16 protein-coding genes and 2 rRNA genes are annotated in these 14,815 nt (G+C 27.0%); 4 read left to right on the top strand and 14 right to left on the bottom strand.

Annotation, left to right across the window (positions count from 1 at the left end; genetic code table 11):
- Positions 1 to 309: 309 nt before the first annotated feature.
- The 3 genes from KQI16_RS12455 to KQI16_RS12445 all read left to right on the top strand — a co-directional run bounded on the left by KQI16_RS12455 (position 310) and on the right by KQI16_RS12445 (position 1,717).
- The gene (locus KQI16_RS12455) at positions 310 to 708 is read left to right on the top strand and encodes a hypothetical protein (protein ID WP_216434864.1); all 399 of its coding nucleotides are present in this window, start codon (positions 310 to 312) and stop codon (positions 706 to 708) included.
- Between the two features lie 13 nt (positions 709 to 721).
- The gene (locus KQI16_RS12450; RefSeq protein ID WP_216434862.1) at positions 722 to 1,090 is read left to right on the top strand and encodes a DUF2089 domain-containing protein; all 369 of its coding nucleotides are present in this window, start codon (positions 722 to 724) and stop codon (positions 1,088 to 1,090) included.
- A gap of 234 nt (positions 1,091 to 1,324) precedes the next feature.
- Positions 1,325 to 1,717 (top strand): SHOCT-like domain-containing protein, encoded by a 393-nt coding sequence (locus KQI16_RS12445; RefSeq protein ID WP_132027654.1) that lies wholly within the window; start codon positions 1,325 to 1,327, stop codon positions 1,715 to 1,717.
- Between the two features lie 36 nt (positions 1,718 to 1,753).
- Here the strand turns inward: KQI16_RS12445 and KQI16_RS12440 are convergent, their stop codons facing one another.
- Both KQI16_RS12440 and KQI16_RS12435 read right to left on the bottom strand, forming a co-directional pair.
- A complete protein-coding gene (locus tag KQI16_RS12440) occupies positions 1,754 to 2,344 on the bottom strand; it encodes a CvpA family protein (RefSeq protein WP_216434856.1) in 591 nt (196 codons plus the stop codon).
- 15 nt (positions 2,345 to 2,359) lie between these two features.
- Positions 2,360 to 3,457 carry a DUF5711 family protein gene (locus KQI16_RS12435; RefSeq protein WP_216434854.1) on the bottom strand — a complete coding sequence of 366 codons (1,098 nt, stop codon included), beginning with the start codon at positions 3,455 to 3,457 and terminating at the stop codon, positions 2,360 to 2,362.
- A 118-nt stretch (positions 3,458 to 3,575) separates the two neighbouring features.
- Between KQI16_RS12435 and pdxR the strand changes: the two genes are divergently transcribed.
- On the top strand, positions 3,576 to 5,021 hold the full coding sequence (pdxR, locus tag KQI16_RS12430) for a MocR-like pyridoxine biosynthesis transcription factor PdxR (RefSeq protein WP_286173130.1): 1,446 nt from the start codon (positions 3,576 to 3,578) through the stop codon (positions 5,019 to 5,021).
- A gap of 59 nt (positions 5,022 to 5,080) precedes the next feature.
- Here the strand turns inward: pdxR and KQI16_RS12425 are convergent, their stop codons facing one another.
- The 12 genes from KQI16_RS12425 to KQI16_RS12370 all read right to left on the bottom strand — a co-directional run.
- Positions 5,081 to 5,890 (bottom strand): alpha/beta fold hydrolase, encoded by an 810-nt coding sequence (locus KQI16_RS12425; RefSeq protein WP_216434850.1) that lies wholly within the window; start codon positions 5,888 to 5,890, stop codon positions 5,081 to 5,083.
- A 53-nt stretch (positions 5,891 to 5,943) separates the two neighbouring features.
- A complete protein-coding gene (locus KQI16_RS12420) occupies positions 5,944 to 6,957 on the bottom strand; it encodes a YkvI family membrane protein (protein WP_216434849.1) in 1,014 nt (337 codons plus the stop codon).
- Positions 6,958 to 7,013: 56 nt separating this feature from the next.
- Positions 7,014 to 7,676 (bottom strand): bifunctional phosphoribosyl-AMP cyclohydrolase/phosphoribosyl-ATP diphosphatase HisIE, encoded by a 663-nt coding sequence (gene hisIE / locus KQI16_RS12415; protein WP_216434847.1) that lies wholly within the window; start codon positions 7,674 to 7,676, stop codon positions 7,014 to 7,016.
- Positions 7,666 to 8,430 carry an imidazole glycerol phosphate synthase subunit HisF gene (hisF, locus tag KQI16_RS12410; protein ID WP_216434845.1) on the bottom strand — a complete coding sequence of 255 codons (765 nt, stop codon included), beginning with the start codon at positions 8,428 to 8,430 and terminating at the stop codon, positions 7,666 to 7,668. Before hisF ends, hisIE begins: the two co-directional genes overlap by 11 nt.
- Positions 8,421 to 9,134: a 1-(5-phosphoribosyl)-5-[(5-phosphoribosylamino)methylideneamino]imidazole-4-carboxamide isomerase gene (gene hisA / locus KQI16_RS12405; protein WP_216434843.1), complete on the bottom strand. Its 714-nt coding sequence runs from the start codon at positions 9,132 to 9,134 to the stop codon at positions 8,421 to 8,423. The genes hisF and hisA overlap by 10 nt, the downstream gene beginning before the upstream one ends.
- Before the next feature lie 20 nt (positions 9,135 to 9,154).
- Positions 9,155 to 9,733, bottom strand: coding sequence for an imidazoleglycerol-phosphate dehydratase HisB (gene hisB, locus KQI16_RS12400; protein WP_216434841.1), 579 nt, complete (start codon positions 9,731 to 9,733; stop codon positions 9,155 to 9,157).
- Complete coding sequence (gene hisC, locus KQI16_RS12395; protein ID WP_216434838.1) at positions 9,720 to 10,751, bottom strand: histidinol-phosphate transaminase; 1,032 nt, start codon at positions 10,749 to 10,751, stop codon at positions 9,720 to 9,722. The genes hisB and hisC overlap by 14 nt, the downstream gene beginning before the upstream one ends.
- A 3-nt stretch (positions 10,752 to 10,754) precedes the next feature.
- A complete protein-coding gene (hisD, locus tag KQI16_RS12390) occupies positions 10,755 to 12,044 on the bottom strand; it encodes a histidinol dehydrogenase (protein WP_132027634.1) in 1,290 nt (429 codons plus the stop codon).
- Between the two features lies 1 nt (position 12,045).
- Positions 12,046 to 12,672, bottom strand: coding sequence for an ATP phosphoribosyltransferase (gene hisG, locus KQI16_RS12385; protein WP_132027632.1), 627 nt, complete (start codon positions 12,670 to 12,672; stop codon positions 12,046 to 12,048).
- A gap of 5 nt (positions 12,673 to 12,677) precedes the next feature.
- Entirely contained in the window at positions 12,678 to 13,634 is a 957-nt protein-coding gene (locus KQI16_RS12380) for an ATP phosphoribosyltransferase regulatory subunit (RefSeq protein WP_132027630.1), read from the bottom strand.
- Positions 13,635 to 14,088: 454 nt separating this feature from the next.
- Positions 14,089 to 14,206: ribosomal RNA gene (gene rrf, locus KQI16_RS12375) — 5S ribosomal RNA — on the bottom strand.
- A gap of 165 nt (positions 14,207 to 14,371) precedes the next feature.
- Positions 14,372 to 14,815 (bottom strand): 23S ribosomal RNA (locus KQI16_RS12370); the annotation flags it as partial.

Below are 14,815 nucleotides of genomic sequence, written 5' to 3'. Positions count from 1 at the left end.
TCTATATATAAGTAGCAACCTATAGATTATAACTATATTTATAGCTTTTAAAAAATAGTATAATATACTTATAAACTAAAAATTGGAGGGATTTTTTACTTGCCTTTAAAGTAAATTTTAGTATTTAAGATTGTATATTAATTATTTTAATATAAATATTAAAATAATTAATATTTATATTGACATTTTTGAAAAATAATACTATTATAATATTAAAGAAATAAATTATGAAATTAAATTTATTTTATTTACTTATTATACTTTAATATATTGAATCCTTTTATTCAATTTTTCATAGGAGGAATTTCATTGAAAGAAAAAATTGGAAATATATTAAAAAAATTAAATAAAGGAGAAATTACTACTAATGAAGCTTTAGATCAAATTAAAAATGTCCATGAAAATCTAAAACTTCCAAAAAGAAAAGCTTCTAAAATAAAAATTTACATTACAGATGAAGATAAGAATATTAAATTACCAGCAATTCCATTTTGGCTATTAGATTTGTTTATCAGTCTGGGACTTGGATTAGGATCCATTGCACTAAAATTTGTTAATGATATTGATGAAGAAACAAAATCTATATTGGAATCTATCAATAGTGAAGACCTAAGAAAAATATTTAATGAATTAAAAAAATATGGACCTTTTGATATGGTAGATATAGAAGATGGAGATAGTACTAAGATTAAAATAAGTGTATTGTAAAGGATGATAAATTATGAAAAGAGAAGTATTAGGAAGATGTCCTGTATGTGGGAATGAATTAGAAGTGACTAGTTTAAGTTGTAATAATTGCTACACTAAAATAGAAGGTCACTTTTCCATTTGTAAATTTTGTAAGCTGACAGATGAACAAAAAAAATTCGTTGAGGTATTCATTAAAAATAGGGGAAATATTAAAGAAATTGAAAAGGAGTTGGGAATATCCTATCCCACTGTTAGAAACAAGTTAGAAGATGTAATATCTGCTCTAGGTTACAGCCCAAAATATACTGAATCTGAGGTAGATAGAAAGGAAATATTAGAAAGATTGAGTAAAGGAGAAATTACCTCTGAGGAAGCTATAAAACTTCTCAAAGGGGAATAATTCATAATTCTAATGGAGCTATAGAAATAGAAAATATTAATAAAGAATATTATTTTGATTTAGAAACTTCCAGTGGAAATATATATTTAGAGATACCTAATTTGATATATAAAGTCAATGAACAAAAAAATAAAGTTATAGCCCATAGTAAAAATTTTAATGAGGAATTAGATCACTTTAAATTTACTGCGTCTACTTCCAATGGGTCAATAAAAGTATGGAAGGAGGATTAATATGGAAAACAATTTAAAGGAAGAAAAACTACAAATTTTAAAGATGATTGAAGAAAGAAAAATTACTCCTGAAGAAGGTATTAATTTATTAGATGCTTTAGAAAATGTTGAAGAAACTTATGTAGATAACAAACAAGCAAAATGGCTTAAAATAAAAGTTTTTGATCCTGATGATAATACCAAAATCAATGTCACCATACCAATAGCTTTAATAGATGTAGGCATGAAAATGGCAGGAAAATTTGGTCCAGCCTTTGTTCCAGAATTAAAAGAAGCTGATATTAACGAAAATGATTTAAAAGAATTATTTGAAGCTATTAAAAATGGGGCAATGGGTAAACTTGTAGACATAGAATCAGAAGATGGAGAAAAAGTTGAGATAGTAGTAGAATAATCCCAAGTACTTGGGATTATTCTACTATAGCTTCTATTAAATATAAACTTTGTTGCTAAATATTATAAATATCTGCTCTTTTAAATAATTAAACACAAATGAATCAGATATAGCTTTTCCTATAAAAGATTTAGGAAAAATAAAAGCTACTGGATATAATATTAAGTTTAATAGGTATATAATAAAAAGTCCCTTAACTAATCCAAATAATATACCTCCTACTTTATTTAATTGTTTAAGTACTGGTACTTTAAAAATATTAGAGAAAAGTTTCATAATTAAGTTTAATAATTTATTAGATACCCAAAATACCAATCCTATGGCAAAAAATGTGATAATTATTTTTACCAATCCTTTTGAAATCAAATCAGGAATAAATCCTGAATCTTGTTTATTTTTAGTGTAAAATAATATATTAAGTATAAACTCAACTATAGTATTAAATATATTATATATTTTAGGTTTATCAATTATATACTCATATATAAGAGGGTAATATTGTTTAGTTATAATAACAGATATTATAATCTTCAATATACTAAATATAGACACTATAAGTCCTAATTTAAAACCATTTATCATTGAAAATATCAATATTATAATCATTGTTATATCTATCCAGTTCATAAAAATCACCATATCCTATGCTTTTTTCTCAAATTTCATCAGCTCTATTTTATCTTCATGAATTAATATTAACTTATCCAATTCTTCTATTATTTTCAGTATAGGCTCTTCGCTTTTATATTTAAATAATTCTTCTTCTTTTTTTAGTCCTAATATATATTCATCACCATAAACAATTAAGTATCCATTAAAAGGTAATATCTTCTTATACTCTTCAGTAAAAGAAGTTTTCTCTTGAATTTCCCCATCTGTAGATATAGTTTCTAGAGTATTACCATAAAGGATATATATTTTTGAACCATCAACATATATATCCTTTATTAATTGAAACTCCTTCTCCCATAATATTTCCTTTCCTTTTAACATATACAAAGAGCCATCTGTCATTATTAATACTTTATCTTTATCTATAAAATTTGTATACAGTATCATTTCATCTTTAATTTCTTTTTCTAATAAAAGTTCATTTCCTTTTTTAAATACCTGTACTTCCGATGTTATTTCATTTTTATCTAATTTTAAACTAGATATTATATATGTAAAATTATCTTCGTTTATATCATAGGTCAATATATTTTTGTCCCCAATAAGAACTTCATCTATTGTATTACCTTCCATATCTAATGTACTTATTCCTTCTTTATTTCCTTTTATAATATGAACTAGAACATTTTTATCCTTTTCTACTATATTCATAATAGGAGTCTCTAAATCTACCCTATGGGCAGTTTCTCCATTAGTGTCTAAAAAATGAATTATTCCAGACGGTTTTTCAAATACATAGATATATTTTTCTCCAACAGATATTCCTGTATTATCAAATATAAAGTCTCTTTCCCATTGTTTATTACCATCAAAATCCAATTTAGTAAGTTTATTATCTTCCCAAAGAACTATACTTTCTCCATGGATAAATACCTTTTCTATACCCTCTCCTATAGGTATAGATTTTTCTATTGTTGGTTCTAGATTAGCAAACAAATTACCATTTATAAATTGAATAAATTTCATCTGATTTTCTTCATTTAAAAAAAACAATATAATTACTAGTAAAAGTATAATAAATATCTTAAATCCAATATGAGTTTTTCCTTCCTGCTTTTTCTCCGCCATATCACATCACCCTTGTTATAATTCTATACCTTTTTAATAATTCCTTCTAGTTTTTGTTGTAGATATTTTTATATCTGATATAATTAATGTATCGATACATTAAATGGAGGTTATAAATATGTTAATCAATAAAAATCTAAGCACTCCATTATATATACAACTTTATAATAATATCAAAGATATGATAGAAAAGAAAGAAATAAAAGAAGGAGAAAAATTACCTTCTATAAGAAATTTAGCAAAAAAATTAGAAGTTAATAACATAACAATTGTAAACGCCTATAAATTGCTAGAACAAGAAGGCTATATATATTCTGTTAAAGGCAGTGGAACTTATGTAAGAAGCCCTAATTATAATCTAAATGTTTCTTATATGGAAGACGAAAATATGGAACTAATGACAGGGGGAATTCTACCTATTTCTAAAGATAGCATTAATCTGGCTACTGTATCTCCAACTCCTGAAATGTTTCCTATTGCCCAATTTAAACAATCGTTGATTGAAGTTTTAGACAGAGATAAAGGAAATGCCTTTTTATATCCAGAAATAACAGGATATGAACCTTTTAAAGAATCTATTTGCAATTTCTTAAGTAAAAATTACAATATAAATGTGCCAAAAGACCAAATTTTAGTAATATCTGGTGGACAGCAAGGAATAGATATAATAACTAAAGCTTTAATTTCTCCAGGAGATACTGTATTAGTAGAAAACCCAACTTATTCTGGAGCTATAGCTGCTTTTCAATCCAGAGGTGCTAAAATAATTGGTATTCCTATGAAAAAAGATGGAATGGATTTAGAAATTTTAAATAGGTATATCCAAAGATATAGTCCAAAATTCATATATATGATGACTAACTATCAAAGTCCTACAACCTATTCCTATAGTGAAGATAAAAAAAGAGAATTAATAAATTTAAGTAAAAAATATAACATATATATTATAGAAGATGATTTCTTAACAGATCTAAATTATGATGAGAATATAAAGTTACCATTAAAATCAATAGATCATACGGATAATGTCATATATATTAAAAGTTTTTCTAAAATATTTATGCCAGGGATAAGGATGGGCTTTATGACCGTTCCAGAAAAATTATTTAAAGATATTATAAAAGCTAAACATACAACAGATGTTTCTTCCTCTGGATTTTTACAGAGAGCTTTTGATCTATTTTTAAGAAAAGGATACTGGAAAAAACATATAGATACTGTAAAAAAAGTTTATAAGAATAAGTATAATACTATGATACAAGAATTAGATAAACTTAAAAAATATGATATTTCATTTGTCAAACCCAACGGGGGACTTAGTATCTGGGTAAAACTACCAGAAAACATAGATTGTGTTGAATTATATAATGAATGTAAAGAAAACAATGTAGCTATAGTTCCTGGTAAAATATTTTTTATAAATGACAGTATATATTCTAATTATATACGCTTAAGTTTTGGTGCAGTATCCAATGAAGAAATAGTTGAAGGAATTAGAATCATAGAAAAAAACATTAAAAAACTATATAAATCTGAAGATAATAAGTATTTACCTTTCGTATAAAAAGACTGCAAAAGGGACAGTTCTTTTTGCAGTCCATTTTTTCCCAGTTTTTATAGGAATTATTGTATATTTTTTATACTTTCTAAAAAATCCATTACTATTGATATAAACTCTTCTGGTTTTTCATACATTGAAGCATGACCAGCTCTTTTAATTATTATCCATTTAGAGCCTTCTATCTCTTCGTGAATAAGCTTTTGATATCCTATAGGTGTGATAATATCAAATTCAGAACTTATTATTAATGTTGGGCTTTTAATATTTTTAAGTTCATCATATACATTAAAGTTTCTTGCACTTTCTATACCCCTCTTAAATCTTTGATACCATTCTTCATTTAACATTTTTTCAAAAGTCTTTCCCTTTGCTTTAATTTCTTCATAATTTTTTTCATAATAATGATAGGAATATATATAGGGCATAATTAGAGTAGAAAAAATTTCACCGTCCAAAGTTGAAGCTCCATAAATCCAACCTCTTCCTATATCTCTCATGATATTAGTAGTATAACTATCTGTATTGGAGAGTATTAAAGACTTTACCTTTGTAGGGTGCTTTATGGCAAAAGTTAAAGCTACTTTCCCACCATAGGAAGTTCCCAATATATGAACTTTTTTCAAATTTAATTTTTTTAAAAATTGATTTAAAAATTCCACTTGAGTATCTATAGTATAGTTATCTTCACAACTATCAGATCTACCTTGATCTAATAGGTCAACAGTTATCATTCTATAATCTTTAGATACAATTTTAGCAAAAGGAGTCCAACTACTAGTACTCATCATCATTCCATTTAAAAATACTATAGGTTCACCACTGCCATATTCCCTATAATATATGTTTTTATCTAATATTTTTACATAAGGCACTTTATCAGCTCCTAATATTTTTTGTATTAATAATATTATAACAGAAAAACAAACTACAAAATAAAAATTCCTATCATCACCATAATACCAATCAATCCAGATATTGGATATAAAACTCCCACTAGATTAGAGAAACCTATTTTAGCTAATGGAATAGTAGATATACAAAATAAAGCTGTAGAAAATATATTATTTTTATCTTTAGATATCCTATTAATAAATCCAAAACCATTTGCCAATGCAGTAGTAAACATAGCTATCCATAAAATTATTGCATAGGTTTTTCTATAATGTTTTCCTACATAGTCGCATACTTTTAACATGGGAATATCTAGAATAAATACTTCATTATAATATGCAAGAATAGAAGTCAATATGGATAATCCAAGGACAAATAATATAATACCTCCTAAAATTCCTCCTATTACAGCTGTTTTTTTACTATCAATTAGAGGAAGAAGGGAAGAAAATACTATGATTATAATTAATGAATTGGAGCCAAAATATAATAAAGATGAGGTTATGAAATTTCCTTTTTTGGTTATATTAGCTCCCTCAACATTAGAAAAATTATATCCACCATTTATATTTACATAAAGGGTGATAAATATTATCCCAATAATCAACAAAGGTACTAATATAGAATTGATAAAAGACAATCCTTCTAAACTAAATAGAAAAACCAGAAAAGCACATATTATCATAAATATAACTCCAATATTAAAGGAAAGATTTAATTCCTGTTTAAATATGGCACCACTTCCAGCCACCATAACACTAAATCCAGTATACAATGAAAATATCATTATAGTATCCAATACAAAACCAAATCTTTTCCCAAATATATTTAATACTAATTCATCAAAACCATTTATTTTTTTATTATATATTTTAATTAATAATAAACTTCCTACTAGAGAAAATAATAAACCTGCTATAACAATACCCCATATTCCTTTGATACCATATACTCCAAAAAATTCTATTATTTCCCTTCCAGAAGCAAATCCTGCTCCTATTACAGTACCCACATATATAGATGCAATTTTAATCCAATGTTTATTCATTATAAGCCTCCTCTCCACTAACTAATAATATTAGAAAGGAGGCTATCCTATTACTATTAACTTCTTCTGCTAATAAGTTCTTCTTCTATATCATTTAAGGATATATTTTCATTTACCATAAGGACTAATGTATGATATATTAAGTCACTTATTTCATATATTAATTCTTCTCTATTGTTTTTAGCTCCAATTATTACTTCTGACGCTTCTTCTCCTATTTTTTTAAGTATTTTATCTATTCCTTCTCTAAATAGATAATTGGTATAGGAACCTTCTTTAGGATTATTCTTTCTATCTTCCAATAAGGAATAAAGTTCTTCAATTATATTTATATTTTTATATTTTGTTTCCAGTACTTTATTAAAAAAACATGAATAATTTCCAGTATGACAAGCTACTCCTACTTGCTCTACTATTAATAAAATACTATCCTTATCACAATCATAATAAAAACCTTTGAGCTTTTGAATGTTTCCTGAAGTTTCTCCTTTTTTCCACAGTTTTTCTCTACTTCTACTATAATAATATACAACACCTTCTTGAAAAGTTTTTTCGATGGATTCTCTATTCATATAAGCAAGCATCAATACCTCTTTAGTTTTCACATCTTGAGCTATAGCAGGTACTAATCCTCTATCATCAAATTTTATTTCTTTTATTATATCTTGAACTTTTTTATTAATTTTAACTCCCACCTTTCCATTAAAATTATTTTTCATTTATCAAAGAAATTCCTTTGCTTTTTAAATATTTTTTTAAATCACAAATTTTAATTTCCCCATAATGAAATACAGAAGCTGCTAAAACCCCATCAACATTTGCTAATAGAATAACATTATAAAAATCTTCAAATTTTCCAGCTCCTCCTGATGCAATTATAGGAACATCTACAGCAGATTTAACTGTTTTTAATAACTCAATATCATAGCCATTTTTCATTCCATCTGTATCAATGCTATTTACCACTATTTCTCCAGCTCCTAAATCAACTACTTTCTTAATCCAATCTATTGCGTCTAATCCTGTATCTAAACTACCCCCATTTGTATATATATTCCATCCACCTTCCATGTTCTTTTTTACATCAACAGCTACAACTAATCTTTTACTGCCAAATTGCATAGCTATTTCCTTAACTAAGTTAGGATTTTTTATAGCTGCAGAATTTATGGATACTTTTTCTGCTCCAATATTTATGCAATTTTCAACATCTTCAACAGAAGTTATTCCTCCTCCTACGCAAAATGGTATATTTATTTTTGAAACTATTTTACTAATCGATAGAAGATCAGTTTTCCTTTTTTCAATAGAAGCATTTATGTCATAAAAAATAATTTCATCAGCTCCTGTATTACAATAGTATTCTACCAAATAATCTATACTATCTACATCAACTATATTCTTAAAATTTTTACCCTTGACTACTCTTCCATTTATCATATCAATACAAGGGATTATTCTTACTATAGACATTCTATCACTTCCTTATAGCTTAATATATTCTCATAAAAAGCTCTTCCAATAATTGCTCCATATAAATCTAGTTTTTTTAATAATTTTACATCTTCTAATGAAGATATACCTCCTGAAGCAATAATATTAAGATTTGTATTTTCCTTTAGTTTTCTATATATATTAAAATTTGGACCTGTAAGCATACCATCCTTTGATATATCTGTGTATATTACAGTGCTAACCCCTATTTTCTCAAGTATTTTACATAAATCCATGGAATTTATTTCATTTATAGTTTCCCAACCTCTTGTTGCAACTCTTCCATATTTTGCATCAATGGAGACTACAATTTTTTCATTTCCGTATATACCTATTAATTTTTGTAAAAGCTCCATATTTTCTACTGCAACAGTCCCTATAATTACTCTACTAGCTCCTAACTCTAAAATTTCTTTTACCTTCTTTTCATCCCTTATTCCTCCACCTACTTGAACAGGAATATTTACCTCTTTAATAATTCTTTCTATGGATTTTTTATTTATTAAATTATCTCCTATTGAACCATTTAAATCTACCAAATGTAAATAGTTAGCTCCTTCTTCTTGCCATTTTAATGCTACTTCTATGGGATTTGAATAATATACTTTCATATGGTTAAATTTCCCTTGAGATAGCATTACACATTTATTATCTTTAATATCAATTGCAGGTAATATTAACATAATTATCTTCCTTTCTATTTTTATATTACTCCTTTAGAAGATGGTAAATCTTTTGAAATTATCATTGTAGCTTCCTTTAATGCTCTGGAAAAACCTTTAAATATAGATTCTATTTTATGGTGATCATTTTCTCCATATAATAAATTTATATGGAGAGTAATTCCAGAGTGATAAGTAAAAGCTTTAAAAAACTCCTTAAAACTTTGAGTATTCATTTCTCCTAATTTTTCAGATTTAAAATCAACATTAAATATTAAATATGGGCGACCGCTAATATCTATATTTACAAGGGATAAAGATTCATCCATAGGAATATAAATACTTGAATATCTTTGAATACCTTTCTTATCACCTAATGCTTCATTAAAAGCTTGTCCCAAAGCGATTCCTATATCTTCTACAGAATGGTGATCATCTACATGTAAATCACCTTCACAAATTACTTTTAAATTAAATTTGCCATGAAAGGTCATTAAATTAAGCATATGATTTAAAAAACCTATACCAGTATCAATTTGATTTTCACCTGTTCCATCTATATCAATACATACCAATATATTAGTTTCATTTGTTTTTCTTGTAATTTTAGCTGTTCTCATTTTCTAAAATCTCCTTTAAACTTTTTATAAATTCTTCATTTTCCCATCTATTTCCTACAGTAACCCTATAATGATTTTCCAAATCTTTAGAAAAACTTCGTATTAATATTCCTTTTTCATTTAATTTTTCATCAAGTTTAGAAACTTCAGATTTAAAAAATATAAAATTGCCATTAGATGGATATACTTCTATAGGAAGTTTTTTTAGTTTATTATAAAGATATTTTCTTTCTTTTTTTACCTCTTCTACATATTGAAACATTTTCTCCTTTTCTCTCAAAGCCTTCACACCTACATACTGACTTATAGAATTTAAATTATAAGGGGACTTTACTTTGTTTATAATATCGATTATATGTTTATTTGATATCATATAACCTACTCTTATAGCTGCAAGCCCAAAAGCTTTAGATAATGTTCTTAATACTATTAAATTTTCATATTGGGAGATGCATTCCACCATGGAACCTTGAGCAAATTCTATATATGCTTCATCAACAACTACTAGGGAATCTGTACTATTTAGTAGCTTTTTAATTTCATATTTATTCATCAAATAACCTGTGGGATTGTTAGGATTGCATATAAATATAATTTTAGGTTTTATATTTTTTGCTTCTTCAATTAATACATCAACATCTTGAACAAAATTTTCATTACTATTAATGCCTATAAACTTAGCTGAATAAATTTGACTAAATATATGATACATACTAAAAGTAGGAATAAAGCTTAAAATAATATCTCCTTTATCTATAAATGCTTTCATGACCAATTCTATCATCTCACTAGAACCATTTCCTGCTACTATATTATTAGGATCTACATTTAAATATTTTCCTATTTCATCCCTCAATAATGAAGAATCACCATCTGGATATAAATTTAATTTTAATTCATCACCTATATCTGAAAAAAATATGTTTTTCCCCTCATTAGCATCTAATTTTATCCTATAGGGTTTTTTATTTGGTTCATATTTGTTTATATTTTCAATATTTTCTTTTACTAATTTCACATATTACATCTCCTCAAATCTTATTTTTATTGAATTAGCATGACCTGGTAACCCTTCTTCTTTAGCCATTCTTATAATACAATCCTTTGATTTCATCAAAGCTTCTTTATCATAATATATAAGTGAAGTTTTCTTAATAAAATCATCTACAGATAAAGGGGAGGAAAATCTAGATGTGGAGCTTGTAGGTAAAATATGATTAGTACCTGCAAAATAATCCCCTAAAGGTTCAGGAGAATATTCTCCTAAAAAAATGGCTCCTGCGTTTTTAATATTTTTATATATATCAAAAGGATTTTCAGTTAATATTTCTAAATGTTCTGGTGCTATTTCATTGGCTATTTCTATAGATTCCTCCAAAGAATCTGTTATTATTATGGCACTATAGTTTTTTAATGCTTTTTTTATAACTTCCTTCCTGTCATTATGTTTAATTTGAAGTTCTATTTGGTATAGTACCTCTTTTACAATTGGTTCCCAGGATGTTACTAATATTGCTGCTGCTCTTTCATCATGCTCTGCTTGTGAAATTAAATCAGCTGCAATATATTTAGGATTAGCCCATTTGTCTGCAATTATTAAAATTTCGCTTGGTCCTGCTAGCATATCTATACCTACATATCCAAAAAGTTGTTTTTTAGCTATTGTTACATATATGTTGCCTGGTCCTGTTATTTTATCTACTTTAGGAATACTTTCTGTTCCAAAAGCTAGAGCTCCTATACCTTGAGCACCACCTACTTTATATATTTTATCTACTCCAGATATATGAGCTGCTGCAAGAATAGAATCCTTTATATTTCCGTCTTTATCAGGAGGAGTAATCATTATTATTTCCTTTACCCCTGCAATTTTAGCAGGGACAACATTCATAAGTACTGTAGAAGGGTAGGCAGCTTTTCCACCTGGTACATATACGCCAACTTTTTCTATAGGTTTTATAATTTGACCTAATATAGTATTCTCCTTTTCTATGAAATAAGATTTTTTTAATTGTTTTTTATGATATATTTCAATATTCTCTTTAATATTAATCAAGTCTTCTTTTAGTTGTGTATTTATATTATTCATAGCTTCTTCCATTTCATATTTAGAGACTAAAAAATCTTCTATCCAAACACCATCAAATTCTTTAGTATATTTTTTTAATGCTTCATCTTTATAAGTTTTTACTTGATATAATATATCCTTTACTTGATTATTTATCTTTTCTATTTCTAATTGGTTTCTTTTTAATAGTTTTTCTATAAATTTTTTATCCTCTGAATTTTTATTTTTTATAACTTTTATCATGTTAATGTTTCAACTCCTTTAACTTTTCAACTAAATTAAAAATTCTATCATATTTAAATCTATAACTTATTCGATTACATATAAGCCTTGCACTTATATCAAACATTTCCTCTATTATATAAAGTCCATTGGCTTTTAATGTATTGCCTGTTTCTACTAAATCCACTATTACATCTGATAAACCTACTAACGGAGCTAATTCTACAGAACCATTTAATTTTATTATTTTAATTTTTTGTTGTTTCTTATCAAAATACTTTTTAGTTATATTAGGATAGGATGTTGCAACTTTAAGTAACTTATCTTTGGAATAAGTGTGTTTATTTTTTTTCCCAGCTACTGCAAACTTACATTTTCCAAATCCTAAATCATAAATTTCATACACATCACTATCCTTTTCCAGTATAATATCCTTTCCTACCACCCCTAAATCTGCAACTCCATTTTGTACATAAGTAACTACATCTAAAGGCTTTACGTATATATAATTAATTTTATTTTTTTCATCTTTAAAAATAAGTTTCCTAGAATTAATATCTATGGAATCCCCTAATCCAATTTTTTTAAAAACAGTAGAAGCTTCTTTGCCAATCCTACCTTTTGATATAGCTATGCTTATAGAATCCATATTGTTTACCTCCTTGTGTTTATAATATTAGCAATTTCATCTAATTCTACTGAAAAACCTATAGCTGAAACTTTTTCCCCAAAATATTCCGTGAAAGAATCATACCTACCTCCTTTTATAATTTCTTTAAAACTATTGGGATAATATCCTTTAAATATAACCCCATCATAATAATCTAATTCTGTAATCATAGATAAATCAAAACAAACATATTTTGAATATCCTTCTTTTTTAATAAAATCTCCTAAAATTATCAGTTCCTCTAAAGCTTTTTCCATAATTTTGTTTGTATAAAACTTTTCTGCTCTTTTTATAACCTGAGAAATATTACCTTGAAATTCAAATATATTTGCCAAACAATCTATTATTTTACTTGGTAAATTTAATTTTTTAATATAATCAAACATTTCAAACTTATTTTTTCTATATATAATATTTTTTAATTGTTTTTCTTGTATTTTATCTATATTTATATCTTCTAAAAGTCCATAGATATACTTACTATTGGATATTTCCATTATAAACTTATCATTAAACTTATTTAAAATATTCAATGCTAGAACTATTACTTCTATATCAGACTCAAAATCAAATCCTCCTAAATATTCAATTCCTAATTGTTTTATTTCTTCAATATTTGAATTATTTACATTTTTAAATATTGAAGAATTATAAAATAATTTAAGTTGCATTCCTTGTTTCCATTTAGGAATAATATTTTTTATTATATTAGTGGTATTATCAGGTCTTAATGCTACTACATCAGAATTTCCATTTATTATTTTAACCAAAGACTCTTTACCTATTTTTTTATAAAAGGATTCAAGCTCATCTAAATTCTCATATAGTGATGGTTCAATATAAAAATAACCTTCTTCTATAAACATATCTTCAATCTCCCTTTGTATTCTATATTTTTGACTATGATATTTTATTTCATCTTCAATTTTTAAATATTCCATTTAATTCACCTTACCTTTTAATAATATTTTTAATAAAATAAAAAGCATAATAATAAAAAATACAGGAACCATATAGATGTACCTATATGATTCCTGTATTTTTTCTTCTATATCATCATAGGTACAATCCCAAAATATAAAATAGCTTAATAAAATATAAGATATTTTATTAAAGTATTGCCAAATTAGGCAAACACAATTAGGGATTGTACCTATGAACTATTTCTAGTCTAGGTTACAGTCCCTACCTATGATGATGGTGAAGTTGTATATTCAATTTTATTATATTAAGTATAAACATATTTATTCTCCTTAAAATATTTTATCTATTTAATGCGATAAAGTACTAAATAATATTATACTATAAAAAAATTTTTTTTCAAGGTTTTTTTACAATAAAAAAAACCCTACTTCGACCTACGAAATAGGACTTTATATTTAGATTTATTATGTAATCTGGCAGCGTCCTACTCTCCCAGGGCGTCTCCACCCAAGTACCATCGGCGCTAAGAGGCTTAACTTCTGTGTTCGGTATGGAATACAGGTGTATCCCTCTTGCCATTGCCACCAGATGTTTTATGTATTTTTTTATTGACAACCGCAGTCTCATTCACCAAATTATTTGTTCGCTACGTTTATATAATTTGGAAATTCTTTGCGTTTGACCTACCATCCATTTGCTCTAAATACATTTCGCAAATGGGGTTAGGTCATAAACTAAACAATACATTATATTTCTGGTCAAGCCCTCGACTTATTAGTACCTCTTAGCTAAGAGTATTGCTACTCTTACACCTGAGGCCTATCTACCAAGTAGTCTACTTGGAGTCTTAACCTTTCGGTGGGAAATCTTATCTTGAGGGGGGCTTCGTGCTTAGATGCCTTCAGCACTTATCCCGTCCAGACTTAGCTACTCAGCTGTGCCTCTGGCGAAACAACTGATGCACCAGCGGTCTGTCCATCCCGGTCCTCTCGTACTAGGGACAGATCCTCTCAAATTTCCTACGCCCACGACGGATAGGGACCGAACTGTCTCACGACGTTCTGAACCCAGCTCGCGTGCCTCTTTAATGGGCGAACAGCCCAACCCTTGGGACCTACTCCAGCCCCAGGATGAGACGAGCCGACATCGAGGTGCCAAACCTCCCCGTCGATGTGGACTCTTGGGGGAGATAAGCCTG

This window comes from Caproiciproducens sp. MSJ-32, from assembly GCF_018918055.1.
GTDB lineage: Bacteria > Bacillota > Clostridia > Clostridiales > Clostridiaceae > Clostridium.
This window is presented reverse-complemented; position numbering and strand designations above follow the sequence as displayed.